The organism is Pseudarthrobacter xylosi (assembly GCF_055412765.1).
The window spans coordinates 25,349-41,520 of record NZ_JBVAYT010000011.1 but is presented as its reverse complement, the minus strand read 5'-3'; the positions used below and the strand labels follow the sequence as shown (position 1 = coordinate 41,520).

Here is a 16,172-nt window from a genome sequence, read left to right as displayed (position 1 = left end):
GTGTCGTCCAGCGCAGCGGGACGAACTAAGGACTATGCAGAGACCAGTTCGTGCCAGTCCGCTACGAGGGGCAGGTTGTGTGCCTCGGAGACGGAGTGGTGTGCCACGTGGCCGCCGGCGATGTTGAGGCCCGCGGCGAGGGCCGGGTCGCGGTCGAATGCGGCCCGGACGCCCAGGTTGGCCAGGGCCACGGCGTAGCGCAGGGTGACGTTGGTCAGCGCGTAGGTGGAGGTATTGGGGACGGCGCCGGGCATGTTGGCCACGCAGTAGAAGATGGTGTTGTGGACCTTGTACGTGGGTTCCTGGTGCGTGGTGGGGTGCGTGTCCTCGAAGCAGCCGCCCTGGTCCACGGCGATGTCCACCAGCACGGAGCCGGGCTTCATGCGGGCCACGAGTTCGTTGCTGACCAGCTTGGGGGCCTTGGCGCCGGGGATCAGGACGGAGCCGATCACCAGGTCGGCGTCCACCACTGACTTTTCGATCTCGTATTTGTTGGAGGCCACGGTCTTGAGCCGGCCCTGGTACTGGGCGTCGAGTTCGCGGAGACGGTTGATGTTGATGTCCAGGATGGTGACGTCGGCGCCGAGGCCCAGTGCCATTGCGGCGGCGTTGGTGCCAGCGACGCCGGCGCCGAGGACAACCACCTTTGCCGGGCGGACACCCGGTACGCCGCCCAGGAGGACGCCTTTGCCGCCGGCGGGTGCCATCAGGGAGGTGGCGCCTACCTGCACGGACAGGCGGCCTGCGACCTCGGACATGGGGGCCAGCAGCGGCAGGGTGCGGCCTTCCTGCACGGTCTCGTAGGCGATGGCGGTGACGCCGGAGTTGATGAGTTCCTGCGTGAGCTCGGGCTCGGCGGCGAGGTGAAGGTAGGTGAAGAGGATCATGCCCTTGCGGAAGCGGTGGTACTCGGCCTTGATGGGTTCCTTGACCTTCATGACCATGTCGGCCCGGGCCCAGACGTCATCGGCCTCGGCAACGATTTCGGCGCCGGCGATCGCGTATTCCTCGTCCGTGATCCCTGAGCCGAGGCCTGCGCCGCGCTCCACCAGGACCGTGTGGCCGTGGGTGCGGAACTCGTGGACGCCAGCAGCGGTGATGGCGACGCGGAATTCGTTGTTCTTGATCTCTTTGGGGACACCGATGATCATTTGTGGCTCCATATTCTCAGGCCGGGTGGGCCCGAAATTGCGGGGGAAGTTGTGATTCCAGAATAAATCCGGTTGTGACCCAACTGACAGGAAAGGGGCCTCCGGGGCATGCGAAATCCGCGTCAGGACGGGAACTTTTGGTTTCATGGGTCGACAATTGTTCAGCGTGAGAGCGTCAGGTGTCGCCTGCTGTTCGTTCGCCCGGATGCTTGCCGGGGCAGTAGTGTTGCCCCATGCAGCAGGACGTGGAGCAACTCGTGGAGCAGGTGGCGCAAAAGCTTGGGCGGGGACTGTCGCTGGAGGACCTGGACGGCCTGCTGCTCGCCTACAGCTCCAACCAGTCCCATGCGGACCGGGTCCGGGTGAACTTCCTGTTAAGCAAACGGGTCCCGGCCGATGTCAGCGCCTGGCAGCTTTCGCACGGCATCGCCACGGCAGTCCGCCCCGTCGCGATTCCCGCGAACCAGGACCTGGGCATGCTGGGCCGGGTTTGTGTTCCGTTGATGGTGCGCGGTTTTCGAGTCGGCTATCTCTGGGTGCAGCAGGACTCGGCAGAGGAAAATCCGGCCGCGATCCTCTCCCAGTTGCCGGACGTGGCCCCGGAGATCGAGCTCCTTTCCGCCCTGCTGCTGGACTCCAACACCGCCGAGTCGGAGTTCCGGCGGGGCCGCGAACGTGAGTTCCTGGCCGCCTGTACCGGCGAGGCCAACGCGGTAGCCGCCGTCGCAGGCTGGAAGGAAATCCAGGGCAAGGGGCCGTGGCAGATGGTCACAGTGCTCGACGCCGATGGCTGGGCCGGCGGCCCGGACCCCATTGCATCCATGCTGATCCACCGGTCAGCGGCTCTGCAGGCCACGGTGGGAGTGGACGCGGCGCTCTTCAGCGCAGGCACGGAAACCCATTCTGTGGTGCTGTTCCGTGAGTCGGTGGGCCGGGCCAACCATGCCCAGGTGCTTGTCCATTACCAGCTGGAGCTGGCCAAACGTTCGGGCCGCCCGGTGCACCGCATCATCCTGGGCATCAGCGAGGGTTTTGCCAAGCCACGCGAGCTTGCCGAGGCGTACCGGCAGTCCCGGATGGCGGCGCAGGCGGCGGCTGTGGACCCCCAACTGGGCGAACTGGTGGACTGCCGTGCCGCCGGGGTGTACCAGCTGCTGGCTTCGGCAGGTGGGGGAGCCGGCGCCTGGGCTGACTCCGGGTCCGTTTATGTGCGGATGCTGGAGGACCACGATCGCAACGATGAGCTTCTCCCGGTTCTCGAGCTCATCTATGACAACGACGGTTCGGTCCAGGACGTGGCCACCAAACTCCATCTGCATCGCAGCAGCATCTACAACCGGCTGGGCCGCATCCGGCAGCTCCTGGGGGTGGACCCGCTGAAGGGGATGCCCCGGCTGGAACTCCACGCGGCACTGAAGATGCGGCGCTGGGCGTCGCGCCCACGGATCTAACGCGCCCGGAGGCACCCCACCCCGGCAGCACTCCACCCCCGGATCCAGCGCACCCCCGAGCTAGGCCTGCGCTGGCTTTTCTTGCTGATCCAGCTTCTTCTGCCGGTCCAGCCACGCCATAACGGCCGCCAGCCTGATCCGGCGGTGCGTGCCGCGGTATTCCACGGGGATCTCGCCGCGATCGGTCATGTTGCGCAGATACGTGTGGGAAATCCCGGCGAGTTCGGCCGCCTGGGAGGTGGTGAGCATTTCCTCCACGCTGCTGACGGTCACCGATTCGCCGCGGCTGAACCGGCTGAGGAGATCTACGACGGCGTCCCTTGCCTCGGGCGTCAGCCGGTGGACTGTGCCGTCCACAAAAACGGTAATGTCGTTGCCGCCCTCAAGAGCCCGCTGCAGTTTTCCTGCGTCATCGGCCGGTAGGCCGGCAGTCATCCGGGGAGCTATCAGTGCCATGCCATCAGCCTAACCCTGTACCTCCGGGCGGCGGCGGTAAGCTCGCGGGATGAAACTCAGTGATGGCGAGGACCTTGAGTCCGGCGGGCTGGCCGGCAGGCTGTACCGCTCCGTGGCGCCGGCAAGCGATGTGCGGCGGCTGACCTATGTCCTGCTCCACGGGATCGGCGTTTCCCACCGCTACTTCGCGCGGCTGCACCGGGAGCTGGCCCTCACGGCCGACGTCTACTCCTTTGACCTCCCAGGGTTTGGCGACGCGCCCAGGCCGCGGCGTCAGGTTCCGGTGGGGGAGTACGCGGCGTTCGTGCGGGCAGCGCTAAATGCGGCCGGTGTGACGTCCTGCGTGGTGATCGGGCATTCCATGGGTACCCAGCATGCCGTTGAACTCGCCCTGCAGGAGCCGGAGCTCGTGGATGCCGTGGTGCTGATGGGTCCGGTGGTGGACCCCCGCCGCAGGTCGGTGGCGCGGCAGGCGCTGGCGTTGACCCGCGACGCCATGTTCAGCGAGAGCCCGTCGGCGAATGCCATCGTCTTCGCGGACTATCTCCGGGCGGGCCCGCGCTGGTACCTCACTGAGCTGCCGGTGATGATGCAGTATCCCATTGAGGCCAGGATCCGTGGAATCAGCCAGCCGCTGCTGGTGCTGCGGGGCAGCCAGGACCCGGTGGCCGGGCGCGACTGGTGCCGTCGGCTGGCTTCCCAGGTCCCGCAGGGCAGCATGTCGGAAATTCCGGGCCATGGCCACGTTTTCCAGCACACCGCCTCGGGGCCGGCGGCCGCCGCGATCACCAGCTGGGCGGCTATTCGGCGTCGAGGTCCGTTTCCAGGAGCTTGACCAGCGAATCCAATGCCGCGTCGGCGCCGTCGCCTTCGGCCCGGAGCACCACAACGTCGCCCTTGGCGGCACCCAGCGTCATCAGCGACAGGATGCTTGACGCGTCCAGTGCCTCATCGTCAGGTTCGCCCTGCATGGCGATGGTGACCTCCACGCCCACGTTCCCCGCGGCTTCGGCAAACAGCGCGGCGGGGCGGGCGTGCAGGCCGGAGCGGCTGGCGATGGTGGCGATGCGTTCGGGCATTGTTCCTCCTGATGGGTGTTTCGTGGTGTCTGGCTAGATCGGCGGGCGGTTGGTCACCGGGGCGTGGTCAGAGCCCAAGCTCTTCAAGGACGGGCAGTTTTTCCCGTACCCAGGCCTTGGCTTCGGTGGCGCTGGGCGCTGACAGGGCCAGCTTGGCCAGTTGCTGCGCTTCGGCCAGCGTGACGGTTTTCAGCACGGCTGCCACGGCGGCCAGGGACCGAGCGGTCATGGACAGGGTGTTGACGCCAAGCCCGGTAAGTACGACGGCGAGGGCCGGGTCGGCGGCCGCCTCACCGCAGACGCCCACGGGTTTGTTGTGGCCCTCCGCGCGCGACCCTTCCACCGTGAGCCCCACCAGGCGCAGCACGGCAGGCTGCCACGGGGTGTTCAGCCCGGCGAGCGGGCCGAGTTGGCGGTCCGCGGCCATGGCGTACTGGGTGAGGTCGTTGGTGCCCAGGCTCGCGAAGCCCACCTCGCGCAGGATGGCCTCGGCGGTAAGTGCGGCGGAGGGGACTTCCACCATCACGCCGGGCGTCTTGATGCCGGCGTCGGCGCACATCGAGGCGAAGCGGGCGGCTTCTTCCGCCGTCGAGATCATCGGAGCCATGACCCACACATCCGCTTCGGACTGCTTCTCGGCCAGGGCAATGGCTTCCAGCTGGCGGTCCAGCACGCCCGGTGTGGTGAAGTCCGTACGGTAGCCACGGACGCCCAGCGCCGGGTTGGGCTCCGTGGAGTCGGTCAGGAACGGAAGCGGCTTGTCGGCGCCAGCGTCCAGCGTCCGGAGAACCACTTTCTTTCCCGGGAACGCATCAAAAACGCTCTTGTAGGCCGCGGCCTGTTCCTCCACGCTGGGCTCGGAGTCCCGTTCGAGGAAGCAGAATTCGGTGCGGAAGAGGCCCACGCCCTGGGCGCCCAGCTTGGCGGCCGCCTCGGCGTCCTTGCCGCCGCCAACGTTGGCGAGCAGCGGCACCAGGTGCCCGTCCGCCGTCGTGCCCGTGCCGCTGAACTCGGCCAGCAGGGAAGCTGTGGCCGCCCACGCTTCCGCCGCGGCACGCAGCGAGTCGTCGGGATCGGCGCTGATGCTGCCTGCCGCGCCGTCAACATAGACTTCCGTGCCGTCGGCGAGTTCGTCCACGCCAACGGCAGCCACAACGGCCGGCAGGCCCAGGGAACGGGCGATGATGGCGGTGTGGGACTGCGGGCCGCCGCCAGCGGTAACGAGAGCCAGGACCTTGTTCGGGTCCAGGGTTGCGGTGTCGGCCGGTGCCAGGTCCTCCGCCACCAGCACAAACGGCGTGCTGGAGGAGGGGATGCCGGGCGCAGGAACGCCGCGGAGTGCAGCCACAATCCGGGCGCGGACGTCCAGGACGTCGGTGGCGCGTTCGGCCATGTAGCCGCCCAGGTTGTGAAGCATTTCAGCAACGGAGGAACCGGATTCCCAGATGGCGCGCTCGCTCGAGGCACCGCGGGCAACGAGCTTGGCCGCACCCTTGATCAGCATGGTGTCCTTGGCCATCAGGGCCGTGGCTTCCAGGACTGCTTTGCCGTCTCCGGTGGCGTGGGCGGCACGGGACTTCAGTTCGTCGTGGACGGCCTGGGAGGCTGCCTTGAGGGCGGCGGTCGCATCCTCGGCCGTGATTCCGGGGGGCAGTTGCTCGCCTGCGGGGGGTTCGCTGATCGGTTTGGGCATCTGCCGGACGGTTCCGATGATGCGGCCGGGGCTGACGCCAACTCCTGGGAAGGTCTGCACTGAAGGTCCTCATTCTCTGCCGGTAGCCAGGCCCGCCTAGGTTGATCCCGGCGCCGTGCCGGGGCCGCCGCGACCACTATGTGCGAGGGCGGAAACGTGCCTGAAAAAATTGTATGTGATTCAGTTCATATAGCAATGCTATAGGTGATAGGGTAGCGGCTATGAGTTTGGATGGCCAGCTTCCCCCCAAAATGCGTCTGTTGCGTGCAGCAGCCGAATTGCTGGCAAAGTCCGCGGGAGCAGCGGTCTCCACCCGCCAGATCACGCAGCTGGCAGGGGTTACGGCGCCCACGCTGTACCACCACTTCGGTGACAAGGAAGGACTTTTCGACGCCGTCGTCGCCGCAGGTTTTGAAGAGTATGTTGCGGGCGAGAGGGACTTCGCCCCGTCCGGGCATCCGCTGGAAGACATCCGGCGGATGTGGGATAACCACGTCCAGTTCGGGCTCAAGCAGCCGGAACTGTACTTGGTGATGTTCGGCAATATCCGCCCGGAGAGCCGCCCCGCCATCGTCGCCGATGCCGAGGCGCTGATGGAGGAGATGCTGAACAAGGCAGCGGCAGCGGGCCAGCTGAACGTCCAGCCGCGCGAAGCAGCCAGGTCCATCCTGGCAGCCAACGTGGGTGTGACCCTGATGCTGATTGCGGAACCCGCAGCCGAACGGAATCTTGACCTGTCCATCATGACCCGGGACGCCATGATCTTTGCGGTGTCTGCGGCACAAGCCGAAGGGGCCGCCCCGGAAGACTCCGGCAAGTCCTCGGTGGTGGTGGCAGCGATTGCCCTGAACGCCGCGCTTCAGGCATCGCATTCAGACCAGCTCTCAAGCTCGGAACTCAAACTGTTCCTCGAATGGCTTCACCGGATCTCCACCAGCACGTCGTCGTAAGTATCGGACCCATCCTGCGCTGCAGCAGGAATGACGGTTAGGAAAGCACATGGCAACAGAGACAGTTGCGAAACCCCGCACCAGCGTGCGGGTCGGCGTCCAGAAGTTCGGGACGTTCCTGTCCGGCATGATCATGCCCAACATCGGCGCGTTCATCGCGTGGGGGCTGATCACGGCCCTCTTCATTGAGAAGGGCTGGATCCCGGTCCCGGCCTTGGGTGGCTTCGGCACCAACGCCGAGGGAGTACCCAATGTGGGCCTGGTTGGCCCCATGATCACCTACCTGCTGCCGCTCCTGATCGCCTACACTGGCGGCCGGATGGTCTACGACGTCCGCGGCGGCGTGGTGGGAGCCATCGGCACCATGGGCGTCATTGTGGGCGCCGGCATCCCGATGTTCATCGGCGCCATGATCATGGGCCCCCTCGGCGGCTGGACCATGAAAAAGATCGACCTCCTGTGGGAGGGGAAGATCCGCCCCGGCTTCGAGATGCTGGTCAACAACTTCTCGGCCGGTATCTGGGGCGCACTGCTGGCGATGCTGGGCTTCTACGGCATCTCGCCGCTGGTTCAGGCCTTCAGCACCGGCGCCGGCAACGTGGTCCAGTTCCTGGTCAACAACGGCCTGCTGCCGCTTACCAGCATTTTCATCGAGCCCGCCAAGGTGCTGTTCCTGAACAACGCCATCAACCACGGCGTGCTGACCCCGCTTGGCATCCAGCAGTCGCTGGAGCAGGGCAAGTCCATCCTGTTCCTGCTCGAAGCCAATCCAGGCCCCGGTCTGGGCATTCTGCTGGCGTACATGTTCTTCGGGAAGGGCCTTGCCAAGGGTTCGGCCTCCGGCGCAGCGATCATCCATTTCCTCGGCGGCATCCACGAAATCTACTTCCCGTACGTGCTGATGCGCCCGCTGCTGATCCTGGCCGCGATCGCCGGCGGCATGACGGGCATCGCCACCATGGCCGTCACCGGCTCCGGACTTGTCGCGCCGGCGGCGCCTGGCTCGATCATCGCCGTGCTCGCCCAGACCTCCCGTGACAGCTATGTCGGAGTGATCCTCGCGGTTGTGCTCGCCACCACGGTTTCGTTCCTGGTGGCCTCGGTGATCCTGAAAACCACCAAGCACAGCGACGAAACGGACCTGACTGACGCCACCTCCAAGATGGAGGCCATGAAGGGCAAAAAGAGCTCAGTGTCCTCGGCGCTGATCGGCGGCGGTGCAGGCGTGGGCACGGCTGTCCTGGCCGGCCCCATCAAGAACATCGTGTTCGCCTGCGACGCCGGCATGGGCTCCAGTGCCATGGGCGCCTCGGTGCTGCGGAACAAGATCAAGGCAGCCGGCTTCCCGGACGTCAAGGTCACCAATGCCGCGATCGCCAACCTCAGCGACACCTACGACGTGGTGATCACCCACCAGGACCTGACCGAACGCGCCAAGCCCGTCACCTCCAGCGCCGCGCATTACTCCGTGGATAACTTCATGAACAGCCCGCGGTACGACGAGATCGTGGAGCTGGTCAAGGAGCACAACACCGAAGGCGCAACGCCCGACGCCGGTGCTGCCGCGGCCCACGGCGCGCACGTGGCCAGTGCCCCGGTGGATGCGGCACCTGCCGCCGGCAGGGGTACCGCACCAGCCGAGGCTGCGGAGCCGGCGGCGCCGTCAGACATCCTCGTGGCCGACAGCGTCATCCTCAACGGCACCGCCACCACCCGCGATGCCGCCATCGACGAAGCCGGCCAGCTCCTCCTGGCCCGCGGCGCCGTGGACGAGGGCTACCTCGCGGCCATGCACGAGCGCGAGGAATCCGTGTCCACCTACATGGGCAGCTTCCTGGCCATCCCGCACGGCACCAACGCCGCCAAGGACCACATCCTGAAGTCCGCGGTGTCCGTGATCCGCTACCCGGACGGCATCGACTGGAACGGCAAGCAGGTCAAGTTCGTGGTGGGCGTGGCAGGCATCAACAACGAGCACCTCCACATCCTGTCCTCCATCGCGAAGGTCTTCACCAGCAAGGCCCAGGTGGCGCAGCTGGAAGCCGCCACGTCCGTTGAGGAAGTCCTGGAATTGTTCGGAAAGGTGAACGCATAGTGAAGGCAGTACATTTTGGAGCCGGGAACATCGGCCGCGGCTTTGTGGGGCTGCTGCTGCACCAGGCGGGCTATGAGGTGGTGTTCGCGGATGTCGCGGACGCGCTCATCGACCAGCTGGCGGCAGCGGACAGCTACAACGTCCACGAGGTGGGGGATAACCCCACCGTCCGGACGGTGGACAACTTCCGTGCGCTGAACTCCGGCACGCAGGAAGCGGAGCTCGTTCGGGAAATCGCGACGGCGGACATCGTCACCACCGCCGTGGGACCGCACATCCTGAAGTTCGTGGCACCCGCCATCACCAAGGGCATCGCCGCACGGGCTGCCGGGCTGGCGCCGCTGCAGGTCATGGCCTGCGAGAACGCCATCAACGCCACGGATATCCTGCGGGCCGAAGTGGCAGCGCTCTGGGACGAAGCCGCCGGCTCCCTCGACTCCATGGCGGTGTTTGCCAACACCGCCGTGGACCGGATTGTGCCCAACCAGGAGCCGGGGCAGGGCCTGGACGTGACCGTGGAGACGTTCTACGAGTGGGTCATCGACCGGACGGCCTTTGGCGATGCTACTCCGACCATCCCGGGCGCGACGTTTGTGGACGAGCTCTCGCCCTACATCGAGCGGAAGCTCTTCACCGTGAATACCGGGCACGCCTCCGCGGCGTACTTCGGGTTCGAGGCAGGCCTGGAGAAACTTTCCGACGCCATGGCCGACCAGGACGTCGCGGAAGACGTCCGCGCGGTCCTGGAGGAGACCAAGCAGCTACTCGTGGCCAAGCACGGCTTCAACAATGACGAGCAGGAAGCCTACGTCCAGAAGATCCTGGTCCGGTTCTCCAACCCGCACCTGCCGGACACCGTGAACCGGGTGGGCCGCGCCCCGATGCGCAAGCTCAGCCGGCACGAACGGTTCATCGGCCCCGCGGCTGAACTGGCCGAGCGCGGGATCGTGCCCGAGGCGCTCCTGGGTGCCATCGCGGCGGCCCTGCGCTTCACCGACCCCGCCGACGCCGAGGCCACCGAGCTCGCGCAGATCCTGGCTTCGTCGTCGCCTGCCGACGCCACGGCCAGGATCACGGGGTTGGCTCCGGAGCACCCGTTGTTTGCGGCCGTGTCCACGCTGGTGGAAGAACGCCAGGCAGAAGGGGACAAGGCCCCGGCCTGAACCCTCTCTCACTTCCTACAGCTTTTTCGCCGACGCTCTCTCACCTTGAACTGGTCACCTGCGGTGAGAGAGCGTCGGCGTTTAAGGCACCAAAAGTGAGAGAGCGTCGGGGATGGGCTGGCGGCGGCTGTGGAATGCTGGGGAGATGACCACGAACCCGGGCGCACTGACCCCCTTGCTGACTGCCGACGTCGACGGCGGAACCTTCCGTCTCCGGCACGCCGTGTCCGCGGATGTGCCCGCCATCGTGGCACTGCTGGCCGACGATGCCCTGGGCGCCGCCCGCGAACTTGGCCACGACATGACGCCGTACGAGAAGGCTTTCGAAGCGATCGACGCCGACCCGTCCCATGTGCTCGTGGTGGGGGAGCAGGTGCCGCCCGGCGCAGAATCCGGCCCCGTCGTGGCCACTTTCCAGCTGAGTTTCCTGCCTGGCATCTCGCGGCAGGGCGCCTGGCGCTCGCAGATTGAGGCGGTCCGCGTGGCGGGCAGCCTTCGCGGCAATGGCCTGGGAAACCTGATGGTGGGGTGGGCCATCGACGAATCCAGGCGCCGCGGCTGCACGCTGATGCAGCTGACCACGCACAAGTCGCGGGCGGCCGCCCACCGGTTCTACGAGCGGCTCGGCTTCGACGCCAGCCATGAGGGCATGAAGCTCACGCTCTGACCCCGGGGCGTTATGCCTTCTTGGAGCCCTTGGGCACAAACAGCGTCTCGGCTTGTTCCAGGGACATGCCGTTGGTCTCAGGCACCTTGAACATAACGAAGAAGAACGACGCCGCCGCGAACAGCGCGTACATGGCGTAGGTCAGGGGCAAGGAAGCCGCCGCCATCACGGGGAAGCTGAGTGTGATGGCAAAGTTGGCCACCCACTGCGCGGCTGCGGCCAGGCCCAGGGCGCGGGCCCGGATCCGGGACGGGAAGATTTCGCCAAGGAGGACCCAGACCAGCGGGCCCCAGGACGCGCCGAAGCTGATCACAAACACGTTGGCCGCCACGAGGGCCACGGGACCCCAGGCGCCGGGCAGGGAAATCTCTTCGCCGGAGCCGACGGCCGCGGAGAATGCCAGCGCCATGGTGCCCAGTGAAACCGCCATGCCGATGGAACCGGCCAGGAGAATGGGCCGGCGGCCGATCCGGTCCACCAGCGCGATGGCCACCAGCGTGACCAGGATGTTGGTGATGGAGGTTGCCACCGAGATGGTGAGCGAGTCCTTCTCCTGGAAACCGACGGCCTTCCACAGCGTGGTGGAGTAGTAGAAGATCACGTTGATGCCAACGAACTGCTGCAGGACGGAGAGGACGATGCCCACCCAGACCACTGCCTGCAGGCCGAAGGTCTTGCCGCGGAGCGAGCCCTTCTGGCCGGACAGCTTGTCCTCTTCGATGGCGTCCTGGATCTCGCGGATGTGCCGGTCGGTGTCCTCGGCCGGGGCGATGGAGTCGAAGACCTTCCGGGCTTCGTCTTCCTTGCCCTGGAACACCAGGAACCGCGGGGATTCCGGGAGCGTGTAGGCGATCCAGCCGTACACCACGGCGGGAACCGCTGCGGCGAGGAACATCCAGCGCCAGGCTTCCAGGCCCAGCCAGAACGCTTGGTCCGCGCCGCCGGCGGTGGTGGCGAAGAGCGCGTCGGACAGGAGTGCGGCGAAAATACCGGTGGTGATGGCCAGTTGCTGCAGCGAGGCCAGCCGGCCACGGACCTGCCGCGGCGAAATCTCGGAAATGTAGGCCGGCGCGATCACCGAAGCCAGGCCGATGCCCAGGCCGCCCACCAGGCGCCAGAAGATCAGGTCCCAGACGCCGAAGGCGAAGCCGGTTCCGACGGCGCTGACCAGGAACAGCAGCGCGCCGAGCTTCATGGCGGGAATGCGGCCGTAGCGGTCGGCCACCTTGCCGGCGAGGAACGCACCGGCGGCGCAGCCCAACAGTGCGACGGCCACGGCGAAGCCGGTCACGGCCTCGGACAGCGCGAACTCATCCTTGATGGCATCCACTGCACCGTTCACCACGGACGAGTCGAAGCCGAACAGGAAGCCGCCTACCGCGCCTGCCAGTGCCAGCCAGATCACCCGCTGCGGGATCTTGGCGGTTGTCTGCTCCGTGGCGGTGGGCATGCTGCTCCCTGGGTTTGGGGGTCGGGTGGATGCGGTGCGGACGTCGTCGGCTGCGGTACCGGCTCAGAGGCCGGCGCACACGCGCTAAACAGTGTGGCACGCCACCGCCCGTCGTTCCACTCAGGAACTCTTGCCCTACGAAACAGAAAGACGACGACGGCGGGGTGCGCCGCCGTCGTCGTCTGCCTGTTTCAGGGGAGGCGGCTTAGTGGGCCGGCACCGCAGCTGCATCTCCCCGCGGGGCTACTTTCGGGTCCGTCAGCTTCTTGTTCGGCAGCGCGAAGCTGATCAGGAACGCGATCCCGGTGAGGACGGCCGCGGTGATCATCACAGTGTCGATCGCGTACGCGAAGCCCTCGGTGATGGGCCGGGTGAGCACGCTGTTGGCGGAGTGGAGCCAGCTGGTGTCATTGAGCGATTCGTTCGACGCCCCGTTCTGGAAGAACTCGTAGAGCTTGGCGTTCGCGGGGTCCGCCGCCACGGCCGGGTCGCGCAGCACGGCCTGGTAGTCGGCACTGGACATAGCGGACTTCATCGTGTCGGCGATCCTGCTCGCGGCCAGGCTGAACAGCATGGAGATGAACACGGCCGTGCCCACGGCGCCGCCCATGGAGCGGAAGAACGCGGCGGAGGACGTCCCCACGCCCATGTCCTTCGGAGGCACGGAGACCTGCATGGCCAGCGTGAGCGGCTGCATGCAGAAACCCAGGCCCATGCCGAAGAACACGGCGATTACGCCGGGAACCCACAGATCCGTATCCACGCCCAGGGACAGGCCCATGGTCACGGCGGCAGCGGTGAGGATGCCGGTGCCCACGATGGGGAAGATCCGGTACGTGCCCGACGCCGAAATGGTGCGGCCCGCGGTGATGGAGCCGGTCAGGATGCCCAGCGTGAAGGTGATCATCATCAGGCCGGCTTCGGTGGGTGTGAGCCCCTTGACCAGCTGCAGGTACATGGGCAGCATGGCGATGGCGCCGAACATGCCGATGCCGATGATGAAGTTCAGCAGCGAGGACAGGCCAAAAGTAGCGTTCCGGAAGAGCCGGAGCGGGATCAGGGCGTAGTCCCCGGCGCGCTTTTCGGCCAGCAGGAACCAGATGATGCCCACCGCGCCCAGGCCGTAGCAGAGGAAGGAGTTCAGCGATGTAAAGCCCCAGCTGCGGCCCTGTTCCGCCACCAACAGCAGCGGGACGATGGCGAGCGTGATGGCGGCCGCGCCGAAGTAGTCGATTTTCTGCTTCACGTGCTTGGCAGGCAGGTGCAGGAACATAAACACCACGGCCAGGGCCGCCAGGCCGATGGGCAGGTTGATGAAGAAGACCCAGCGCCAGCCGTCAAAGCCCAGGATGTTGGCGGACCCTGCGAACGCGCCGCCCACTACCGGGCCGAGCACGGAGGAGATGCCGAATACCGACATAAAGTAGCCCTGGTACTTGGCCCGGTCCTTGAGGGATACGATGTCGCCGATGATGGTCAGCGCGAGAGCCAGCAGGCCGCCGGCGCCCAGGCCCTGCACGCCGCGGGCGATGGCCAGTTCCGTCATGGAGTGCACTGACCCGGCGTAGAGCGAGCCAGCCAGGAAAATGACGATGGCGATCAGGTACAGCGGGCGGCGGCCGAAAATGTCGCTCAGCTTGCCGTACAGCGGAGTGCTGACGGTTGAGGTGATGAGGTAGGCGGTGGTGGCCCACGCCTGCAGGGACAGCCCGTCGAGGTCGTTGGCGATGGTGTAGATGGAGGTGGACACGATGGTCTGGTCCAGCGATGCCAGGAACATGCCCAGCATCAGCCCCACCATCACGGTGACGATCTGACGCTGTGTCAGGGTTTCGCCGGCGGCACGCACAGCGGTTGTTTTGGACATGGCTTCTCCAGGAAAGATTTAAGGGATCACGCTCGATAGTTGCTTTCAGTAACTATGTTAGTTCCCGTTTCATTCCCGCTGCCAGATATTTCTTCCGCAGCCGCAGCCGCAGCCGCAGCCGCAGCCGCAGCCGCAGCCGCAGCCGCAGCCGCAGCCCCGACCCGACTCCGCCCCACCCCCACAGCCGGGGGACCTCGATCAGCGCTCCACGAGAATGCCGTCCGGATCGCACCAGACCGTGACGCCGGGACGGAAGGTCACGCCGTCGAGCACTACATCCACATCAACCTCACCGGCGCCGGCTTTGGCGCTCTTGCGCGGGTTGCTGCCCAGTGCCTTGACGCCGAGATCCAATTGGGCGATAGCCTCGCGGTCGCGGATGGCGCCGTTGATCACGACGCCGGCCCAGCCGTTCGCCACGGCGCTCTCGGCGATCATGTCCCCCATCAGGGCGGTGCCCAGCGAACCGCCGCCGTCCACCACCAGCACGGCGCCGTTGCCGGGGGTGGCCAGCGTGGACTTGACCAGGGCGTTGTCCTGGAAGCAACGGATGGTCCGGACCGGGCCACTGAAGTGTGAACGGCCGCCGAGGGACTGGAACTGGAGTGATACGGACGCCAGTTCCTCGCCGCGCTCGTCGTACAGATCGGCGGTGTTGACGGGGCTGGTGGTGTTGCCTGCAGCAGATGCGGTCATTGGATCTCCAGGTGTTCGGTGTCGTGGTGGGCGGGGCGCTGTGCATAGCCACACGAGGCAAGCGCCGTATGACAAGCGGGGCGTTGCAGCCCACGATAGTCTGATTTTCAGAATCACCAACCGTTCCAGGGGGAACCAGCATGAGCCTGTCCGACACACCCGCAGCCCCGGATCCCAGCGCTGCGGCGGTTCCCGGAGCGGGCCGGGAAAGTTCGACGGCGGCGCTCGCCGAGCCGACGCAGAAGGTCACCGCGCGCTGGGTGACCGGGCTGGTGCTGGTCAACGTCGGCATTAACGCGGCCTTCTTTGGTCCCATCAACGTTTTTATCGGCCAGCAGGCCATCGGCATCGACGAGGCCAATAAGGAAGCCATCCTGTCCCTCGTGACAGGGTGTGGCGCCGCTGTGTCGCTGGTGGCCAATCCGCTGTTCGGTGCACTTTCCGACCGGACGGTCTCAGGTTTCGGCCGGCGTGCGCCCTGGGTCCTGGCCGGCGCCATCCTGGCCACCGCTGCCTTGCTGGCGATGTCCGGTGCTACTGCTGTTGCCCTGATGGTCCTGTTCTGGTGTCTGGTCCAGCTGGGCGCCAACGCCGCGTACGCCGCCATTACCGCCGCCGTCCCGGACAGGGTGCCTGTCCTGCAGCGCGGCGGCGTGGGCGGACTGGCGGCGATGGGCCAGACGGTGGGCATCCTCCTCGGCGCGGTCTTCGGGGCGGTGGTCTCGGGAAACTTCATGGTGGGTTACACCATGTGTGCGGCCGCCCTGCTGTTCTCCGTGCTGCCGTACCTGTTCCACCGGAATGACCCGCCGCTGGCGCGTGAAGACCGCCCGCCGTTCGCGTGGGGCAGCTTCCTGCGCGGCTTCTGGATCAGCCCTGCCCGCCACCCGGACTTCGCCTGGGCCTGGCTCACCCGATTCCTGGTCAACGTCTGCAACCAGATGACCATCGTCTACCTGCTCTTTTTCCTCCGGGACGTCCTCAAGCACGAGGACCCGGCCCTGGGGGTCCTGACCTTGACCGGCATTTACGCGGTGATGGTGATGATTACCGCGGTGATAGCGGGGCCGTGGAGCGACCGGCTGGGCCGGCGGAAGCCGTTTGTGATCGGGTCCTCCGCCATCATTGCCGCGGCGGGACTGACAATGGCTTTCTTCCCTGTGTGGACCGGCGCCCTTATTGGAGCCGGCATCCTGGGCGTGGGGTTTGGCGCCTACCTTGCCGTCGACTTCGCGCTGCTGACGCAGGTGCTGCCGCAGGCTGCCGATCGTGGCAAGGATATGGGCGTCATCAACGTAGCCAACTCGCTGCCTCAGGTGTTCGCGCCCGTCCTCGCATTCCTCGCCGTGACGTACTTCGGCGGGTACGTCACGTTGTTCACCACGGCGGCCGTCATCGGCCTGCTGGGTGCCGTGTTCGTGGTCAAAATCAAGGGGGTCGACTGACTCCGGCAT

At 66.4% G+C, this 16,172-nt stretch carries 14 protein-coding genes; 7 read left to right on the top strand and 7 right to left on the bottom strand.

Translation table 11 applies throughout. From position 1 onward, the window contains the following. Positions 1 to 32: 32 nt before the first annotated feature. The gene (ald, locus tag ACZY1F_RS19205; protein ID WP_463944008.1) at positions 33 to 1,151 is read right to left on the bottom strand and encodes an alanine dehydrogenase; all 1,119 of its coding nucleotides are present in this window, start codon (positions 1,149 to 1,151) and stop codon (positions 33 to 35) included. Between the two features lie 233 nt (positions 1,152 to 1,384). Here ald and ACZY1F_RS19200 point away from each other — a divergent pair, with 233 nt between their 5' ends. Continuing rightward, on the top strand, positions 1,385 to 2,602 hold the full coding sequence (locus ACZY1F_RS19200; protein ID WP_463944006.1) for a PucR family transcriptional regulator: 1,218 nt from the start codon (positions 1,385 to 1,387) through the stop codon (positions 2,600 to 2,602). A 60-nt stretch (positions 2,603 to 2,662) separates the two neighbouring features. On the opposite strand, the gene ACZY1F_RS19195 is transcribed toward ACZY1F_RS19200, so the two are convergent. Beyond that, the gene (locus ACZY1F_RS19195) at positions 2,663 to 3,058 is read right to left on the bottom strand and encodes a helix-turn-helix domain-containing protein (RefSeq protein WP_463944004.1); all 396 of its coding nucleotides are present in this window, start codon (positions 3,056 to 3,058) and stop codon (positions 2,663 to 2,665) included. A gap of 49 nt (positions 3,059 to 3,107) precedes the next feature. On the opposite strand from ACZY1F_RS19195, the gene ACZY1F_RS19190 reads away from it, so the two are divergent. Further along, a complete protein-coding gene (locus ACZY1F_RS19190) occupies positions 3,108 to 3,893 on the top strand; it encodes an alpha/beta fold hydrolase (RefSeq protein WP_463944002.1) in 786 nt (261 codons plus the stop codon). Here the strand turns inward: ACZY1F_RS19190 and ACZY1F_RS19185 are convergent. Together ACZY1F_RS19185 and ptsP are read right to left on the bottom strand one after the other, a co-directional pair. Continuing rightward, a complete protein-coding gene (locus tag ACZY1F_RS19185; protein WP_463944000.1) occupies positions 3,859 to 4,137 on the bottom strand; it encodes an HPr family phosphocarrier protein in 279 nt (92 codons plus the stop codon). The two genes, ACZY1F_RS19190 and ACZY1F_RS19185, sit on opposite strands and share 35 nt — an antisense overlap. A 67-nt stretch (positions 4,138 to 4,204) precedes the next feature. Then, positions 4,205 to 5,890, bottom strand: coding sequence for a phosphoenolpyruvate--protein phosphotransferase (gene ptsP / locus ACZY1F_RS19180; protein WP_463943998.1), 1,686 nt, complete (start codon positions 5,888 to 5,890; stop codon positions 4,205 to 4,207). Between the two features lie 161 nt (positions 5,891 to 6,051). Between ptsP and ACZY1F_RS19175 the strand changes: the two genes are divergently transcribed. The 4 genes from ACZY1F_RS19175 to ACZY1F_RS19160 all read left to right on the top strand — a co-directional run bounded on the left by ACZY1F_RS19175 (position 6,052) and on the right by ACZY1F_RS19160 (position 10,705). Next, a complete protein-coding gene (locus ACZY1F_RS19175) occupies positions 6,052 to 6,780 on the top strand; it encodes a TetR/AcrR family transcriptional regulator (RefSeq protein WP_463943996.1) in 729 nt (242 codons plus the stop codon). 49 nt (positions 6,781 to 6,829) lie between these two features. Beyond that, positions 6,830 to 8,875: a PTS mannitol transporter subunit IICBA gene (locus ACZY1F_RS19170; RefSeq protein WP_463943994.1), complete on the top strand. Its 2,046-nt coding sequence runs from the start codon at positions 6,830 to 6,832 to the stop codon at positions 8,873 to 8,875. Beyond that, a complete protein-coding gene (locus tag ACZY1F_RS19165; RefSeq protein ID WP_463943992.1) occupies positions 8,875 to 10,038 on the top strand; it encodes a mannitol-1-phosphate 5-dehydrogenase in 1,164 nt (387 codons plus the stop codon). Before ACZY1F_RS19170 ends, ACZY1F_RS19165 begins: the two co-directional genes overlap by 1 nt. A 145-nt stretch (positions 10,039 to 10,183) precedes the next feature. Then, complete coding sequence (locus ACZY1F_RS19160) at positions 10,184 to 10,705, top strand: GNAT family N-acetyltransferase (protein ID WP_463943990.1); 522 nt, start codon at positions 10,184 to 10,186, stop codon at positions 10,703 to 10,705. A gap of 10 nt (positions 10,706 to 10,715) precedes the next feature. On the opposite strand, the gene ACZY1F_RS19155 is transcribed toward ACZY1F_RS19160, so the two are convergent. The 3 genes from ACZY1F_RS19155 to rraA all read right to left on the bottom strand — a co-directional run bounded on the left by ACZY1F_RS19155 (position 10,716) and on the right by rraA (position 14,718). After that, entirely contained in the window at positions 10,716 to 12,155 is a 1,440-nt protein-coding gene (locus ACZY1F_RS19155; protein WP_463943988.1) for a sugar porter family MFS transporter, read from the bottom strand. Between the two features lie 205 nt (positions 12,156 to 12,360). Continuing rightward, positions 12,361 to 14,022, bottom strand: coding sequence for an MDR family MFS transporter (locus ACZY1F_RS19150; protein WP_463943986.1), 1,662 nt, complete (start codon positions 14,020 to 14,022; stop codon positions 12,361 to 12,363). Between the two features lie 198 nt (positions 14,023 to 14,220). Further along, positions 14,221 to 14,718, bottom strand: coding sequence for a ribonuclease E activity regulator RraA (gene rraA / locus ACZY1F_RS19145; protein WP_463943984.1), 498 nt, complete (start codon positions 14,716 to 14,718; stop codon positions 14,221 to 14,223). Between the two features lie 140 nt (positions 14,719 to 14,858). Here rraA and ACZY1F_RS19140 point away from each other — a divergent pair, with 140 nt between their 5' ends. Continuing rightward, a complete protein-coding gene (locus ACZY1F_RS19140; protein ID WP_463943982.1) occupies positions 14,859 to 16,163 on the top strand; it encodes an MFS transporter in 1,305 nt (434 codons plus the stop codon). Positions 16,164 to 16,172 lie beyond the last annotated feature (9 nt).